At 69.2% G+C, this 16,685-nt stretch carries 10 protein-coding genes and 1 pseudogene; 8 read left to right on the top strand and 3 right to left on the bottom strand.

The annotated features are described in order from the left end of the window. The first annotated feature begins 101 nt into the window (after positions 1-101). The 8 genes from BM031_RS21250 (at position 102) to BM031_RS21215 (ending at position 8,386) form a co-directional block, all read left to right on the top strand. Positions 102-1,316: a sensor histidine kinase gene (locus BM031_RS21250; protein WP_091876553.1), complete on the top strand. Its 1,215-nt coding sequence runs from the start codon at positions 102-104 to the stop codon at positions 1,314-1,316. After that, a complete protein-coding gene (locus BM031_RS21245) occupies positions 1,313-2,059 on the top strand; it encodes a LytR/AlgR family response regulator transcription factor (RefSeq protein WP_091876552.1) in 747 nt (248 codons plus the stop codon). The genes BM031_RS21250 and BM031_RS21245 overlap by 4 nt, the downstream gene beginning before the upstream one ends. Positions 2,060-2,240: 181 nt before the next feature. Beyond that, on the top strand, positions 2,241-3,137 hold the full coding sequence (gene purU, locus BM031_RS21240) for a formyltetrahydrofolate deformylase (protein ID WP_091876588.1): 897 nt from the start codon (positions 2,241-2,243) through the stop codon (positions 3,135-3,137). Positions 3,138-3,248: 111 nt separating this feature from the next. Further along, positions 3,249-3,644 (top strand): hypothetical protein, encoded by a 396-nt coding sequence (locus tag BM031_RS21235; RefSeq protein ID WP_091876551.1) that lies wholly within the window; start codon positions 3,249-3,251, stop codon positions 3,642-3,644. Continuing rightward, positions 3,644-4,420 carry a DUF2145 domain-containing protein gene (locus tag BM031_RS21230; RefSeq protein WP_091876550.1) on the top strand — a complete coding sequence of 259 codons (777 nt, stop codon included), beginning with the start codon at positions 3,644-3,646 and terminating at the stop codon, positions 4,418-4,420. Before BM031_RS21235 ends, BM031_RS21230 begins: the two co-directional genes overlap by 1 nt. Positions 4,421-4,506: 86 nt before the next feature. Next, a complete protein-coding gene (locus BM031_RS21225) occupies positions 4,507-5,043 on the top strand; it encodes a (2Fe-2S)-binding protein (RefSeq protein ID WP_177207851.1) in 537 nt (178 codons plus the stop codon). Further along, a complete protein-coding gene (locus BM031_RS21220) occupies positions 5,040-6,065 on the top strand; it encodes an FAD binding domain-containing protein (protein ID WP_218147629.1) in 1,026 nt (341 codons plus the stop codon). The genes BM031_RS21225 and BM031_RS21220 overlap by 4 nt, the downstream gene beginning before the upstream one ends. Continuing rightward, positions 6,062-8,386 (top strand): xanthine dehydrogenase family protein molybdopterin-binding subunit, encoded by a 2,325-nt coding sequence (locus BM031_RS21215; RefSeq protein WP_091876548.1) that lies wholly within the window; start codon positions 6,062-6,064, stop codon positions 8,384-8,386. Before BM031_RS21220 ends, BM031_RS21215 begins: the two co-directional genes overlap by 4 nt. 193 nt (positions 8,387-8,579) lie before the next feature. Here the strand turns inward: BM031_RS21215 and pbpC are convergent, their stop codons facing one another. The 3 genes and pseudogenes from pbpC to BM031_RS21200 all read right to left on the bottom strand — a co-directional run. Beyond that, complete coding sequence (pbpC, locus tag BM031_RS21210) at positions 8,580-10,658, bottom strand: penicillin-binding protein 1C (protein WP_091876547.1); 2,079 nt, start codon at positions 10,656-10,658, stop codon at positions 8,580-8,582. Beyond that, positions 10,658-16,303 (bottom strand): alpha-2-macroglobulin family protein, encoded by a 5,646-nt coding sequence (locus BM031_RS21205; protein WP_091876586.1) that lies wholly within the window; start codon positions 16,301-16,303, stop codon positions 10,658-10,660. The genes pbpC and BM031_RS21205 overlap by 1 nt, the downstream gene beginning before the upstream one ends. Before the next feature lie 44 nt (positions 16,304-16,347). Then, positions 16,348-16,685 (bottom strand): annotated as a pseudogene (locus tag BM031_RS21200) (IS4 family transposase); the annotation flags it as partial.

Below are 16,685 nucleotides of genomic sequence, written 5' to 3'. Positions count from 1 at the left end.
ATCCCCGCCCCCTCGTCGTTCATCGCCCTGCGGTGGTCATCCCGCTTGCCAGTACCTACACTGTCTACATTGCCTTATAGTATTAATAGGAGGAGATCATCATGTGGCGCAGTATTGTTAACTGGTACGACACGCTGGAACAGGAACAGCTCGCGGTCATGAAAGACCCGAGCCTGGCTGCGCATGCCCCGAAGGGCTTCCGGCGCTGGAACGCCACCAAGCTGGCCGCCATGTCGCCGCTCGAGCGCGCCCGCCTGCATGAGTTCTGCGTTGCCTACCGGGGCGCCCGGCTCTGGAAAGCCATTGCCGCGTTCACGGCGGCATTTACCGTGGCCGGCGTGCTGGCGGCCTTCGCTTTTCCCAAGGGAGGATTCGTCACCCCGGTCGTGCTGGCCAACCTGCTGGGATTCTCGCTGCTGATGGGAGCCGTCGGCACCTGGTTCAACCCGTCGGACGTGATGAAGAAAAAGCGCAAGATGATCGTTGGCAGCGTGGTTGGCGCGCTGTTGGGCGCCCTCGGCTCCTACACTGTCCTGATGATTTACCACGGCAAGCCGCTGGACAGCATCTTCCCGCGGCTGTCGCAACTGGCGCTCGGCGCCATCGTCGGCGGCATGGGGATCTATATCCCGGTGCTGACGCTGGGCGCCTACCGCCGCCGCCAGTACGAGATCGAGGCGGCCCAGCTGCAGCAGCATGCCGAGCGCGAGCGGCTGGCGCGCGAAGTGAGCGAATCGCAGCTGCGCATGCTGCGCGCCCAGATCGAACCGCACTTCCTGTTCAACACCCTGGGCGCGGTGCAGCAACTGGCGGCCGATGGGGCGCCGCGGGCGGCCAGCCTGACGGGCGACCTGATCGCCTTCCTGCGCGCCAGTTTCAGCGACATGCGCAGCGAACAGGTCAGCCTGGCCAGCGAATTCGCCACGATCGGCGCCTACCTGCGGGTGATGCAAGCCAGGATGGGGGCCCGCCTGCGCTTCGAACTGCTGCTGCCCGAGGAACTCAAGGGCGTGCCGGTGCCCAGCATGATCGTCCTGACCCTGGCCGAGAACGCGATCAAGCATGGCATCGAGCCGTCGCTGCGCGGCGGCGAGATCCGCATCGCGGCGTCCAGCGCAGGAGGGCGGCTGACGGTCTGCGTGCACGACAGCGGCGTCGGCATGAGCGACACGCCGGGCGACGGCGCCGGCTTGGACAACGTACGCCGCCGGCTGCAGCTGGCCTATGGCGATGGCGCCGGCCTGGTGCTGCGCGAAGCCTATCCGGGCCTGATGGCCGAATTGACCATGCCGGTAACGGCAAAGGAGCCCGCATGACCCGCGTCCTGATCGCCGAAGACGAACCGCTGATGCGCGAGCGCCTGGTCGGCCTGCTGGCCACCAGCTGGCCCGAAGCCGACATCGTCATGGTGGCCGAGAATGGCAACGATGCCTGGGACGGCTTCCTGGAACACGAGCCGGACGTGGTCTTCCTGGACATCCGCATGCCGGGCCTGTCCGGGCTGGAAGTGGCCGGACGCATCGGCGACAATGCCCACGTGGTGTTCGTGACCGCCTACGACCAGTACGCGGTCGACGCCTTCGACGCCGGCGCCGTCGACTACCTGCTCAAGCCGGTGCAGGCCGACCGCATGGAGCGGGCCGTGGCCCGCATCCGGGCCAAGCTGAGCAAGCCGCCGGCCGACCTGGGCGACCTGCTGCGCCACCTGAAAAGCGCCCTGCCTGGCGCCCCGGTCGAGAAAATGAAGTGGATCAAGGCCACCGTCGGGCGCCAGATCCGCCTGATCGATGTCGACGAAGTGCTGTTCTTCCAGTCCGACAGCAAGTACACGCGGGTGGTGCTGGCCGATTCGGAAGCGCTGGTGCGCATCCCGCTGAAAGACCTGCTCGGGGGCCTGGACAGCGACCGCTTCTGGCAGATCCACCGCGGCACCCTGGTGAAGGTGAGCGCGATCGCGGCGGTGGAAAAGCTCGATGCCGAGCGCATGCAGGTGCTGCTGCGCGGCTGCGACGAGAAGCTGGCGGTCAGTCGGACCTTCACCCACCTGTTCCGGGACTGATCTGGCGTGCTCGCCTTGACGGCGCCAGCCGCATCAATCATGCTAAGCAACTAACAACGTCTGCTTCGTCCACAAGGCTTGCACGGCGGCGCCCCCGGCATGCGGTCAACCACCGTCCCGCCTCCGGCTCCGCATGCAACACGCAGGCGCCAACCATACCGCGCACCTACAGGACGACCGCATGACCCCGAACGACACCGCCAAGCCGCCCCACTCGCCGATCGAGTACATCCTCAACGCCAGTTGCCGCGCCGGCATTGGCATCGTGGCCGCCGTCGCCACCTTCCTGGCCGAGCGGGATTGCTACATCTGCGCGCTGGAGCAGTTCGACGACGACTCCACCGAGCGCTTTTTCATGCGCGCCGTGTTCCGCCTGCAGGCCAGTTCGCCCACCATCGACGCTATCGGCGAGCAGTTCGGCGCCGGCGTGGCCGCCCGCCTGGACATGCAGTGGAAAATCCACGACCCGACCGACGCCGTGAAAACCGTCATCATGGTCTCCAAGGACGACCACTGCCTGGACGACCTGCTGTACCGCCGCCGTAACGGCGAGCTGAACATGTCGATCACGGCGGTGGTCTCGAACCACCTCGACCTGCGCCCGATGGTCGAGCGCGAAGGGATCCGCTTCATCTTCCTGCCGGTAATGAAGGAAAACAAGGCGCAGCAGGAAGCGCGCCTGCTCGAAGTGGTGGAAGAAACCCGCGCCGAACTGGTCATCCTGGCGCGCTACATGCAGATCCTGTCGGACGAACTGGCGCGCCGCCTGGCCGGGCGCTGCATCAACATCCATCACTCCTTCCTGCCCGGCTTCAAGGGCGCCAAGCCCTACCACCAGGCCTTCGATCGCGGCGTCAAGCTCATCGGCGCGACCGCCCACTACGTGACGCCAGACCTGGACGAAGGCCCGATCATCGAACAAATGGTCACGCGGGTGGACCACAACTTCAAGCCCGAGCAGCTGGTGCGCATCGGCCGCGACAACGAATGCATGGCGCTGGCGGGGGCGGTCAAGTTCCATATCGAGCGGCGCGTCTTCGTCCACGGGAACAAGACCATCGTGTTCCGCGGCCCGTAAAGGTCGCGCGTGGCGCTACCTGCGCGCCCGCCCGGTGCTACTCCGCACCCTGGTGTTGCCTTCACCGTCGCCGCTGGCGATGATGGGAATACACCAACCACGGAGCACACCATGAAACGCATCCTGATCGCCGCCCTGCTCGGCCTGGCCTGCACCACCGGCCACGCGGCCGGCCAGTCCGCGCTGTCGAACGCCAGCGCCAACCTGTCCGGCGTGGTGGTGGGCGGCTCCATCCTCACCCTCGCCGCCGGCGGCAGCGTGGTCATCGCCAGCGTCAGGACCGTGGGCGACGCCCTGGAAATAGTACTGGAAAACGTGGCCGACGCCAGCAGCGCCACGGTGCGACTGTCGGGCCGGGTTGCCGGCGGCGTCTCGCTGGCAGCGGGCGCCGCGCTGGAAGTGGTCACCGCCTCGACCGGCTACGTGCTGGTCATGTCGGGCAAGGCCATCGCCTTCCTGCCCAACGAAGCGGGCAAGGCCCTGCTGCACCACGCGCGGGCCGTCTGATGAAGCGCCTCGTCCTGGCCGCCGCATTGGCGGCGGCGCTTCCGGCCCAGGCCGGCCAGCCCTGCGAAGAGCGTCCGCTGGCGCCGCACGAAGTGGTGCTGTCGATGGACCTGGCGCAGCGCACCGTGGGGGCGCTCGACGCCAGCGGCGCCCAGGTGGCGCTGGTCTCGCGCGCCGGCCAGGACCTGAGCCGCTACCGCCTGCGCTATTCGCACATGGGCATCGCCGTGCGCGACCATCCCGCGGGGCGCTGGACCGTGGTCCACGCGCTGAACGACTGCGGCACCGCGGTCTCCGGCCTGTACAACGAGGGCATGGGTAACTTCTTCCTCACCGACCTGTACCGCCACGAAGCCCAGCTGGTGATCCCGGGCCTGGAGGCGCAGGCGAAACTGGCAAAGCTGGTCGCAAGCCGCACGCCGCTGCGGCTGCACGAGCCCACTTACAATATGCTGGCCTACGTGTATTCGACCAAATACCAGAACTCCAACCAGTGGGTGCTGGAGACGCTGGCGGCCGCGACTGCACCCGCCGGCCAGGTCGAGACCCGTGCGGAAGCCCAGAAATGGCTGCAATCGATCCGCTACCAGCCGCCCACGGTCGAGATCCCGGCCTCGGTGCGCCTGGGCGCGCGCATGTTCCGCGCCAACGTGGCCTTCGACGACCATCCGTTCGAGCGCCGCATGGCAGGACAGATCGACACCGTCACCACCGACGCGGTGCTGCGGATGGTGCGCATGATCGACCCGCAGGCCAGGACCGTGACTATCGATTAAGTCATTTCCGTCCTGCGTGCGTGAACTAACCGATCCGAAACGGCGTGGCGGTTATGGTGAAGGATTCGCACACGAAAGGACGGACGATGGACCTTCACCAGGAATACCCGCTCAGGCTGCGCATCAATGGACAGGACCGTCAGTTCGCCGTCCAGTCCTGGGTGACGCTGCTGGACCTCCTGCGCGAGCGCGCGGGCCTTACCGGCACCAAAAAGGGCTGCGACCACGGCCAGTGCGGCGCCTGCACCGTTCTGCTCGACGGCAAACGCATCAATTCGTGCATGACGCTGGCCGTGATGCAGGATGGCCGCGAGGTCACCACCGTCGAGGGCCTGGCCAAGGGCGAGCAGCTGCATCCCCTGCAGCAGGCCTTCATCGACTGCGACGCCTTCCAGTGCGGTTACTGTACCCCCGGCCAGTTGTGTTCCGCCGTCGGGCTGATCGCCGAAGGCCAGGCGAAAAGCGTGGACGACGTGCGCGAACTCATGAGCGGCAACCTGTGCCGCTGCGGGGCCTACCCGCTGATTACGCAGGCCGTCACCCAGGTGATGGGCATTTCCGGCACGCCCGGCGAAGCCGTCGGCGACGGCAAGCCATTCACGACCGGTCCGGTGCTCGCATGAACCCGTTCACCTTTACCCAGGCCAGCGACGTCGATGCCGCGCTGGCCGCACTGGCTTCCGGCAAGGCCCGTCCGATCGCGGGCGGCACCAATCTGCTCGATTTGATGAAGTCGGGCGTTCCGCCCGACGGTGTGATGCGACCTGATCACCTGGTCGACATCAATCGCCTGGGCCTGGACCAGGTCGAGGAAGCGCCAGGGGGCGGCTTGAAGCTCGGCGCCCTGGCCCGTAACGCCGACACCGCCTACCACGAACTGGTGCGCAGCCGCTACCCGCTGCTGAGCGCCGCCATCCTGGCCGGCGCCTCGCCCCAGCTGCGCAATATGGCCAGCAACGGCGGCAACCTGCTGCAGCGCACCCGCTGCTACTATTTCTACGACCTCGGCACCCCGTGCAACAAGCGCGAGCCCGGCACCGGCTGCCCGGCCAAGGAAGGACTGAACCGCCAGCTGGCCATCCTCGGCACCAGCGAACACTGCATCGCCACCCATCCGTCCGACATGTGCGTGGCGCTGCGGGCGCTCGACGCCGTGGTGCACGTGCGCTCCCAGGGCGGCCAGCGCGAGATCCCCTTCGCCGACTTCCACCGCCTGCCGGGCGACCAGCCGGAGCTGGACAACACACTCCAGCCGGGCGAGCTGATTACCCACCTCGTGCTGCCCGACGCCGCGCGCTTCGTTGCCCACTCGGCCTACATCAAGGTGCGCGAGCGCCTGTCCTACGCGTTTGCGCTGGTGTCGGTGGCGGCAGCGCTCGATCTCGACGGCGGCACCATCCGCGCCGCCCGCATCGCGCTGGGCGGGGTCGCCCACAAGCCCTGGCGCGTGGAGGAAGCGGAAAGCGCGCTGGTGGGCAAGAAGCCCGATGCGGCCGCCTTCGATGCGGCGGCCGATATCCTCTTGCGCGGCGCACGCGGGTACGGAGAGAACGACTACAAACTCACGCTGGCACGCAACACCATTGTGCAGGCCTTGACCACTGCCGCACGCGGCACCGAATTCGCCAAGGGAGAACAGCGATGACCGACCTGATTCCAGAACTGCGCACCCCGACGGCGCCCGAGGGCACCGGCCGCGTGCACAGCGGCATGCCGGTGTCGCGCATCGACGGCCGCGCCAAGGTGACCGGCGCGGCCCAGTACGCGGCCGAGCACGACGCGCCCGACCTGCGCTACGGCGTCGTGGTAAGCGGCACCATCGCGCGCGGGACCATCACCGCCATCGACACCGACGCCGCGCTGGCCGTGCCGGGCGTGCTGGACGTACTCACCCACCTGAACCGGCCCAAGGTGCGCGGCTTCGACCTGGCCCACAAGGACATGACGGCTCCCGGCGGCTCGCCGTTCCGGCCGCTGTATGGCAGCCGCATCTTCTACAGCGGCCAGCCGGTCGCGCTGGTGGTGGCCGACTCCTTCGAAGCCGCGCGCCACGCGGCGCAGCTGGTGAAGGTCAGCTACCAGGAAGAAGAACACGAGACCAACCTGCTTGGCAGCCTGGACCAGGCCTACAAGCCGCGCGCCCTGAAGGCCGGCTTTACCCCGCCCAGCTCCACCGGCGACGCCGATAAGGCCTACCAGGCCGCGCCGGTCAAGGTGGAGTCGCAGTTCTACCACGGCGTGGAACACCACAACCCGATGGAAATGCACGCCACCACCGTGGTGCGCGCCGACGACGGCCACCTGACCATCTACGAAAAGACCCAAAGCTCGCAGAACAGCCGCTGGTACGTGTCGCACGCGTTCGGGCTGTCGAAGGACAAGGTCACGGTACGCAATCCCTACGTGGGCGGCGCCTTCGGCTCGGGCCTGCGCCCGCAGTACCAGTTGCCGCTGGCCGTCATGGCGGCCCTGCACCTGAAGTGCTCGGTGCGGCTGGTGCTGACGCGCCAGCAGATGTTCACGTTCGGCCACCGCCCGGAAACCTGGCAGCAGGTGAAGCTGGCCGCCAACCCGGACGGCAAACTGCAGGCGATCGTGCATGAAGCGGTGCACGAGACCTCGCGCCTGGAAGACTATGTCGAGGTGGTGGTGAACTGGTCCGGCCAGCTCTACGCTTGCGACAACATCAAGCTGGGCTACAAGCTGGTGGCGCACGACCGCCACTCGCCAATGGACATGCGGGCGCCCGGCGCGGCGCACGGCGTGCATGCGCTCGAAGTGGCGATGGACGAACTGGCCTACAAGCTCAAGATCGACCCGCTCGAACTCAGGCGCATCAACTACGCCGAGCGCAACCCGATGGACGGCAAGCCCTACTCCACCAAGGAGCTGGCCCAGTGCTACGACAAGGGCGCGGCGCGCTTCGGCTGGGCCAACCGGCCCATCGAGCCGCGTTCCATGGTCGACGGCGACGAGCTGGTGGGCTGGGGCATGGCCAGCGGCATCTGGGATTCGCTGGTGATGGTGGCGCGCGCCTCGGCCGTGCTGCATGCGGACGGCCGCCTGGTAGTGAGCAGCGCGGCGTCCGACATCGGCACCGGCACCTACACGGTCATGTCGATGATCGCCGCCGAAGCCATGGGCCTGCCGATGGAACAGGTGACTTTCCAGCTTGGGGACTCCACGCTGCCGATGGCGCCGATCGAAGGCGGGTCTTCGCACGTGGCGACCGTGGGCGGCGCCGTCCACGGCGCCTGCGAGAAGCTCAGGACGCGCCTGATGTGGATGGCGATCGACAGCCCGAAGTCGCCGCTGGCCAAGGCCACGCCCAAGGACCTGGAACTGGCCGACGGCACGGTGCGCCTGCGCAAGCAGCCGGATGTCTCGCTGCGCCTGGTCGACCTGCTGGCCGAGAAAAAGTTGGACCGGGTCGAAGACAAGTTCCTCATGACGCCGCAGATGCTCAAGCAGCGCAAGTACGTGCGCGCCGTGCACCAGGCCGTGTTCTGCGAGGTGCGGGTCAACGAGAAGCTGGGCATCGTGCGGGTGACGCGCGTGGTCAGCGCCGTGGCTGCAGGGCGCATCATCAGCGCCAAGACCGCGGCCAGCCAGGTAATTGGCGGCGTGGTGTGGGGGATCAGCCAGGCCATGCACGAGGAAAGCCACACCGACCACCGCTTCGGGCGCTTCATGAACCACAACTTCTCGGAATACCACGTGGCGGTGAACGCCGACATCCACAACATCGAGGTCATCTTCGCCGATGAGGACGACCGGATCGTCAGCAAGCAGCTGGGGGCCAAGGGCGTGGGCGAGATCGGGATTGTCGGGACCTCGGCCGCGATCGCGAACGCGATCTTCCACGCGACAGGCAAGCGGCTGCGCACCACGCCGATTACGCCGGATAAGATATTGATGGGGGAGAAGGACGTTCCGGTGGCGGTTCCGAAGGAGGCGAAGTCGTAACCATGGCTCCCTGAGTCAACCTTAAGACCGTCGTACCCGCCACTGGCGGCTACGACTACCGGCGCAGGCCGGTACCCAATTTTTGTGAGCAGCGATGCAATGAAGCGTTGGTGGCTGCGCAACGAACTTGGGTACCGGCCTTCGCCGGTACGACGGTGCATGGGTTGGTGGCACCAGTAAGCGCAACGTTGCGCTAGTTGCCGCGCACTTCAAACCGGCTGGTCGACACCGCCTTCCCCGCTGCATCCACCAGTTCCAGCCGATGCTCCCCCGCCACGGGGCGCCACGCAAACACGCCCGACGCCGGCCCTTCGTCCCGGCCATCGAGCCGCCAGCGATGCTCCTGCGCGCCCTGCGCCTGGAACAGCATGCGCTCGACCCGGTCCGGGATGTCCGGATCGACCGCCACGATGCTCCCGTCCACCGGATACACGATGCTGGCCGAACGCCGCGCCGCCGGCACCGCCTCCACCAGCGCCGTCTCGGTCCCGCGCAGGAACCATTCCTCGCGCGCCGGTTCGTGCGCCGGTGCGTAGGCGACCGCCTTGCGCACCAGTCCCGCCGGCGCCGCGCCTTGCCGGCCCGGCCGGTCGCGGTGCAGGTAGTCCATCACATCGCGCCACACCGGCGCCGCCCCCGACACGCCCGACACGTCCCACATCGGCTGCCCATTGAAGTTGCCCACCCAGACACCGACCGTGTAACGGTCGCTGTAGCCGATGCACCAGTTGTCGCGCATGTCCTTGCTGGTGCCGGTCTTGACCGCGCTCCAGTAAGCGGTGGCCAGGTCGCTGCGCAGGCCGAAGGTGGGGCTGCGCGCGCCGCGGTCGGCCAGGATGTCGCCGACCACGAAGCTGGCCGCCGGGTCCAGCAGTGCGGCGAGTGGCGCCTGCCTGCGCGGGAGCAGGGTCACCGTGCCATGGCGTCCGCCGTTGGCCAGCGTGCGGTAGGCGTTGGCCAGCTCCAGCAGGGTCACCTCGGCCGAGCCGAGGGCCAGCGAGGGGCCGTAGAAGTCGGCGTCCTCGGTGAGGGTGCTCAAGCCCAGCGCCTGCAGGCGCGCGTGAAAGCGTTCGACGCCGGTCAGCACCAGCGTGCGCACGGCCGGCACGTTCAGCGAGCTGGCCAGGCTGGTGCGCACGCTGGCATAGCCCTTGAACGAGCGGTCGTAGTTCTGCGGCACGTAGGCGCCGCCGCCGGAGGCGATACCGACCGGGCTGTCGTCGAGCAGCGAGGCCGCCGTCAGCAAGCGCCGCTCGAGCGCCAGCTGGTACAGGAAGGGCTTGAGGGTGGAGCCGGCCTGGCGCGGCGCCGCCACGCCGTCCACTTCGCCGTTGCCGGTATTGGCGACATAGGCCAGCAGCTCGCCGCTGGCGTTGTCGATGACCACCACGGCGCCGTCGCCGACATTGCGGTCGCTGAGCTCGCGCACATGGCGCCGCAGTGCTTCCAAGGCGGCCCGCTGCACCCGCGCGTCGAGCGTGGTGCGCACGCCGGCGCCGGCCGTGCCGAGCAGCCGGCGCAGGGCCGGCGGCGCGCCCGGACGGTTTGGCGGCGCGGGGCGCGCCAGCGCGACGGCGGCGCGCCATTCGACCGCCGCGCAGCCGCCCGGGAGCTGCAGCTCCGCAGCCAGCTGGCAGGCGCGCCGTGCCACGATTTTCGGCGTGGCCGAGGGCGCGCGCAGCAGCGCGGCCAGGATGACGGCGTCGGTGCCGTCCAGGCCAGAGGGCGCCTTGTTGAACAGCGCGCGCGAGGCCGCCGCGACGCCTTGCAGCTCGCCGCGGAAACCGACCATGTTGAAATACGCTTCCAGGATCTGCTGCTTGCTCCAGCCAGCCTCGATCTCGCGCGCGGCCAGGGCCTGGTCGAATTTCTGCAGCCAGTTGCGGCCGCCGCTCGAGGCGCGCAAGCGCGCATCGAGCAGGCCGGCCAGCTGCATGGTGATGGTGGAGGCGCCGCGCGGGCGCTGGCGGAACAGGTTGTCCCACGCGGCCTGCCCGGCGGCGCGCAGGTCGACCCCGCCATGCTCCATGAAGCGCTGGTCCTCGGCCTGCATCACGGCCACGCCCAGCGCCGGCGAGATGTCGGCGAGCGCGACCCAGTTGCCGCGCCGGGCCTGCATGTCGACGCGCACCGCGTCGATGGCCTCGCCATGGCGGTCCAGCAGGCGCGCCTCGGACGGCTGCCAGGCGGCGCGCACCTGGGCCGGCGTCGGTGCGCCGGCCGCGGCACAGGCGGGCGCCAGCAACAGCAACACGGCGCGCCAGGCCTTCATCATTTTCCTACGACGACCTGCGCGTTGGGCGCTTCGCCGAACATCTCGGGGTTGTACATCGCCTCGACCCGGGTGGGCGGAAGGCTGAAGCGCCCTTCGTTATTCAGCCGCACCGTATACTCGATGGTCCACTTGCCCTTGGGGACCCAGGAATAATAGGCGCGGAAGGCGCCGGCGGTGCGCTCCTCGAAGTCGGGCTGCACCCAGCCGCGCCGCTGTTCGCCGCCGGTGGCGATCTGCGAGTCGCTCCCCAGCCCGGTGCCCAGGATGCTGGCGCTGGCCGGGATCGGGTCGTCCACCACCACCCAGTTCATGTCGGCCTGCGCGTCGATCTCGAGCCGCACCCGGTACACGTCGCCGCGCTTCCACGCGCCGGGCGCCTGCTGCTCGACCGGCGTGACGCTGCGCGCGATGCGGTAGCCGCTGGAAAACGGCGCCTTGAGCGGGATCGCCGCCAGGCTCTGCACCGTCGCCCAGGGTTTTCCCGTGCCCTCGTGGCGGATCGCCAGCGGCGCGGCCTGGTCCGGCCAGCCCTGCAGCACGCTGGCGGGCAGCGTCCCGCTCCAGTCCTGGCCGGCCAGCTGCACCCTGGCCTTGCCCGTCACCGGCGTCGCTTCGAACCGGCTTGAAAACTTGCGCATCGCCAGCACGCCCCAGGCGTTGGCAAGCGTGGTGTTCCAGCGCCCCTGCTGCTGGCGGCCCAGGGTGCCGCGCGCCAGGCGCCCCATGTCCGGCTGCCAGGCGGCGTTGTCGAGCATGGCCAGCAGCAGCCGGTTGGCGTTCACGTCCGGCGAGGCCATCAGCCACCACCAGTCGTCGCTGGCCTCGGTCGAGAAGCCCACGCTCGTACCCTGCAGGTTCAGGCGCGAACGCAGGATGTGCTGGGCCTGGGCCAGCAGCTCGTCGCGGCGGCTCAAGGCATTGGAGCGCTGCAGCACCAGGTACCAGTCGATCACGGCCGACGTCGGCCACAGGTTCGGCTCGATGCGGAAGGATTGCAGCCAGCTCTCGCGCACCGGCTGGCGCCGCGACAGGGCTTCGAGTGCGGCGAGCTTGCGCACCGCCAGCTCGCCGGTGCGCAGGCTGCCGCCGCGCAGCACGCGCCCTTCGACGAAGCCGATGAGCGCCGCTTCCATGCGTTCGCGCTGCTCCTGCGCGATCTCGTAGCCCGCTTCGTCGGTGACCGACAGCACGTAGGCGGTCAATGCATCGTCGCCCTCGCGCATGGTGGCGAAATACTTGAGCAGGCCGTCGCCGTCGAGGTGGGCCGGCAGCGTGGCCGCCACGCCAGACCACAGCTGCGGGTCGCCGAGCGCCACCGCTTTCGAGGTACGCTGCTCGAAGCAGGTATAGGGGTATTGCGCCATATAGTCGCGCACGCCGGCCATGCTGCCGGCCAGCTTCGGGCTGAACGTGGTGCGCACGCCGCCCTTGCCGGGAAGCGCGTCCGCCGGACGCTGGACCGTGATGGTTTTTGGCGCGTCGAGCTGCAGCAGCGTGGCCTGGAAAGTACGCAGCGGCACCGCTTCGGCGATCTTCTGCGTCACCCGCAGGCTGTCGCGCGCGGCGCCGGCGCTGGCGTCGACCTGCCAGTGCAGCGCGCGGCCTTGCGGCACCGTGACGTCCCAGCCGACCTCGCGCGCGGCGCCCGGTTCGAGCGACACGGTTTGCGGCGCCAGCGCCTGGCCCGCGTGGCCGTCGGCCGACATGCTGGCGCCCAGGCGCACGTCCAGGGCCGCGCTGGAGGCGTTGCGCACCGTGAAGCCGGCGCGCAGGCGGTCGTCCTCGCGCACCAGCGAGGGCAGGCCGGAGAGCAGCATCAGGTCCTGGGTGCTGCGGATGTCGCTCGACCCGGTGCCGAACAAGGCCGGGCCGGCGCTGGCCACGGCCACGATGCGAAATCCCGTGAGCGAGTCGTTGAGCGGCACCGGGACCGCGGCTTCGCCCTGCGCATCGAGCACCACCTTGCCTTTCCAGAGCAGCAGCGTGTCGAACAGTTCGCGGCTGGCGCCGCGGCCGCCGCCACCGCCGTGGGCCACCGACTTGCGGCCGAAGTGGCGCTTGCCGACCACCTGCATCTGCGCGGTCGAGGTTTCCACCTGCTGGCTGCGCGGGCGCATCATGGCCTCCAGCAGCTTCCAGCTGTCGTTGGGCATGAGCTCGAGCAGGCCGGTGTCCACCGCCGCCAGCGCCACTTCGGCGCCGGCCGGCAGCGGCTGGCCGTCGGCCCGGCTCACCTTCACCTTGACCAGCGAGCGCTCGCGCACCTTGTACACCTGGCGGTCGGGCACTACCTGCACCCGCAGTTCATGCGCGCCCCAGCCGACCTTGATCGGGGCGATGCCCAGCTTGTAGGCCGGCTTGCCCAGGTCGACCAGGGCGGTGGGCTTGACCCCGGCCACGCGCCCACGCACGACCAGCGCCGATACATAGACGTTGGGCGCATAGCTGGCCTTGACCGGGATCGAGATCGTCGGGTCGGTGCCGGAGACGCGCCGCACATAGGTGTCGAGGATGCCTTCGCGCTCCACCGTCACCAGCACGGTCGCGTCGCGCAAGGGCGAACGCAGCTGGAAGCTGGCCTGCTCGCCCGGCTCGAAGCGCGGTCTGGCCGGCAGCAGGTCGATGCGGTCGTTGTCGGAAACGTCGAACCAGGTCTCGCGCTTGCCCGCCACCCAGACTTCGTGCCTGGTGACCGCGCTGCGCCCCTGGGCGTCGGTGGCGCGGGCGCGCAGGATGATGTTGCCTTCGCCAGGCGCCGCCACATCGCACAGGAGCAGCCCGCGGGCATCGGTGCGGCCGCTGCAGGCGCCTTCGATGCGTTTGGTCTCGCTGGCCGACTCATAGGCGTAGAAGCCGCCCACCAGGCGCCGGCGGTGCGAATAGGTCTCGCGCCGGAAGAAGTCGACCGAGGCCTGCATTCCCGGCGCGGGCTTGCCATCGACGCCGGCCACCGCCACCTGGAACTTCAGCCGTTCCTTGCTCATCCAGTCGCCCGGCTTGATGCCCACCGCCACCGCGGCCGGCCACAGGGCCACCCGGGTGGACGCCGTGAGCGTCTCGCCGTTGGCGTCCTGCCAGCTCAGCTCCGCGAGCAGGCTGCGCACCCGGTCGACCTGCGGCAGGTCCGGCACCGTGATGCGGGCGGCGCCGGCGCGGTCCAGCGCCAGGCGCTGGGTGCGCGGCGCGTCGCCCTGCCTGGCGCCTTCGGCCGGCGCCGCGTCTTCATCCTCTTCCTCGCCGTCGCCCATGCCGTCGTCAAAAAAATCGTCGCTGCCGCGCTCCGTCATGCCTTCCTTGACATCGCCGCCGTTGAACATGAAACCTTCGAAGCCGTCGAAGCGGGCGTCGCCGTCCTGGACCACGGTGCGCAGCGTGACCGGCGCCTTGCCGGCCGGGCCGCCGTTGAGGTAATTCACCTGGGCGTCGATGTCCAGCGCGCGCGCCGCCACCACCGGCGCCGCCGGCCCCTTGAGAATGGCCTTCATGGTCGGCACCCGGAACTGCCCGACGCGGAATTCGCCCGCCACCTGCCCGCCCACCACGACCTGGTAGCCGCCCAGCTTCGATTGCGCCGGAATGGTCCATTCGCCGTGCGCCTGGCCGCCGGCGTCCCACGCAAGCGGCAGCGCGATCTTGTCGCCGCTGCCCTGGTGGACGATCCAGGCCTTGGCCGGCACCGCGCCCGCCTCGGCCGTCTCCTCGCCCAGCCAGGCGTAGCCGGGCTGCGGCCCCCTGTCCTTGCGGCTCACCAGCGCCAGGCCGGCCCCGACCCGCCGCCGCAGGTAGTGTTTCATGTGCACGGTCTCGCCGGCGCGCAGCAGCGTGCGGTCGAACACGGTGGCGACGATGCGCGTGTCGTCGCCCACGCTGCCCTGCGGCAGCTGGAAGCGCCAGGGCTCGATGCCCTTTTGCCAGCTCGACAGCGTAAACGTGAAGTCCTCGCCGCTGCGGGCGCTGACAAACAGTTTGTCGCCGCACTTGGCGCGCGGCAGCTCGGTGCGGATGTGGGCCACGCCGTCAGCCCCGGTAGCGCCGGTCCATAGCAGCTTGCCGGTGCAGTCGCGCAGCGCCACCTGGGCGCGCGCCACCGGGCTGCCCTTGTCGAGCGAAGTGACCCACACCAGCGAGGACTCGGCTCCCTGCTTGAGGTGGGCCGCCATATTGGTGACCAGCGCCGCGCTGCGTACATGGGCCGTGGCCGGCCGGTCGCGCAGCGCCCTGCCCAGCAGCGGGCTGCCGATCTCGACCACGTAGAACCCCGGTTTGCGCAGCGGTATCCCGATGACCTCGAGAGCGCGCCTGCCGTTCGGCTTGGGCAGGGCGAAGCGTTCGATGGCGGCGTCCTTGAGCGGGGCCAGCAAGGGCTTGTCCATGCTGCCCTCGGCCTGGAACCACGGGTCGCCCCCGTGCTGGTTGAGCTTGCCCAGCCAGGCCAGCACGTCCTGGTCGCGCGCCACGCGCAGGCTGGCGCCGCTGCTGCGCACCGCGGTCGCGATGGACGGCTCGACGTTGCGCACCGTGACCGGCAGCATGCGGTCCCCGCGCGCCTCGACGATGCCGAAGGGGGCGGCGAATTTCACCAGCGGCGGCTGGCGGTCGACCTTGAGGCTGAGGCGCTTCTTCGGCACGTCCAGGCTGCGGCCGGCATCGTCGCGCAGGCTGGCCGGCACGCGCAGGGTCAGGGTGGATTGCTCCTGGAACGGGCCGGCGAAGCTCACCGCGCTGGCGAAGCCGCCCTTGGCTTCGTCGTCGAACCGCGGTGCGTGGCGCTTGCCGCCGGCTTCTTCGAGCACCAGGGCGCCCAGGTCCTCCACTGCGACCGGCGCGCTGAACACCACGCGCACCGGCCGGAACGGCACGCAGCCGGCGCGGGTGTTGGTGCGTTCGCAGCTCAGGTACAGGCGAAAGTCCGGGCGGGTGCGGTAGGCCAGTTCCTGGTCCTCGGTGGTAGCGATGCCATTGGGCGCGGCCACGCCCTTGCCCCAGACCAGCGTGAGCCTGGTGTCGCCGGGCAGCGTGCGGCGGCACTGCAGCGCCACCAGCGGCGCCGCGGGGCTGCGCTTGCCGCGCCAGGCAGCGAGCAGCGCCGCGCGCTCATCGGCCGCCAGCAGGCGCACGCCGATCTTTTCGTTGATGCCGTCCGCACGGCACCAGGCATGCTGTTCGATGGACGCGGGCGTGGCGGGCGCGTCGAGCGCCAGCAGGAAGACCTGGTTTTCATCGAGCTCGCTGCCCTCGCGCGGCTGCATGCGGATGACGGCCGGGCCGCCGGTGCTAAAGGCGAACTCGCGCCGCCCTGCGACCGGCTGGCCGGCCAGGTCGCGCAGGCCGTCGCGCAGGGTGAAGCGGCAGGCGGTGGCGCCCGGCAGGTCGCGCCCGAAGTCGTAGCTCCAGTTGCTGGCGTCGACCCAGCGCCCGGCGCCGCGGGTGGCTTCCAGCGCCCCCGGGCACGCGACCGTGAAGGGTGCGATCGCGCGCGGGTCGCCGAACGCCGCCATGGGCGCCGAGAAGCGCGCCGTTACCTGGCGAATCGCCTTGGCCTGGCCCTCCGGGCTGAAGGCCTCGACGGTTGTCTGGGCCAGCGCGGCGGGCGCGCACAGGGTCAAGGCCAGGGGTAGTACCAGTCGGTTCAGGACACGCATCTTTTCTCCGCGAAAAACGGCCATCCGGCCGTAATGCCGTTCAGTTAAGGTAGTTTCTTGACCTTCCTGACGGCATAGCGCTTCGGCGTTGCCTTGACGACCCGGTCGCATTTGCGGCCGGGCCGTTCGTCTTTCAGAAGGCTAACCAGCCTTTCTCGCAAATGTTTCATCGAGGCTGGCAATTTTCCGTACGACCTAGTGACGCCTGCCCAATGCAGTTCGAACTGGATCAGGTGGAAGGCGCGAATGAAGCTCACCTCGGTCGGCTCGCACTTGACCGCCAGCGCGGCCTTGGCGATTTCAAGGCGGATTAGGTTGTAGGCAATGAGCGTACCCCAGATTTCCTGATATACCCCATCCATTGTTTTCGAGCGCAGCGTCA

This window comes from Massilia yuzhufengensis (assembly GCF_900112225.1).
Classification (GTDB): Bacteria; Pseudomonadota; Gammaproteobacteria; order Burkholderiales; family Burkholderiaceae_D; genus Telluria; species Telluria yuzhufengensis.
Note: the sequence above shows the minus strand (reverse complement) of the source record. Positions and strands in the feature narration are given on the sequence as shown.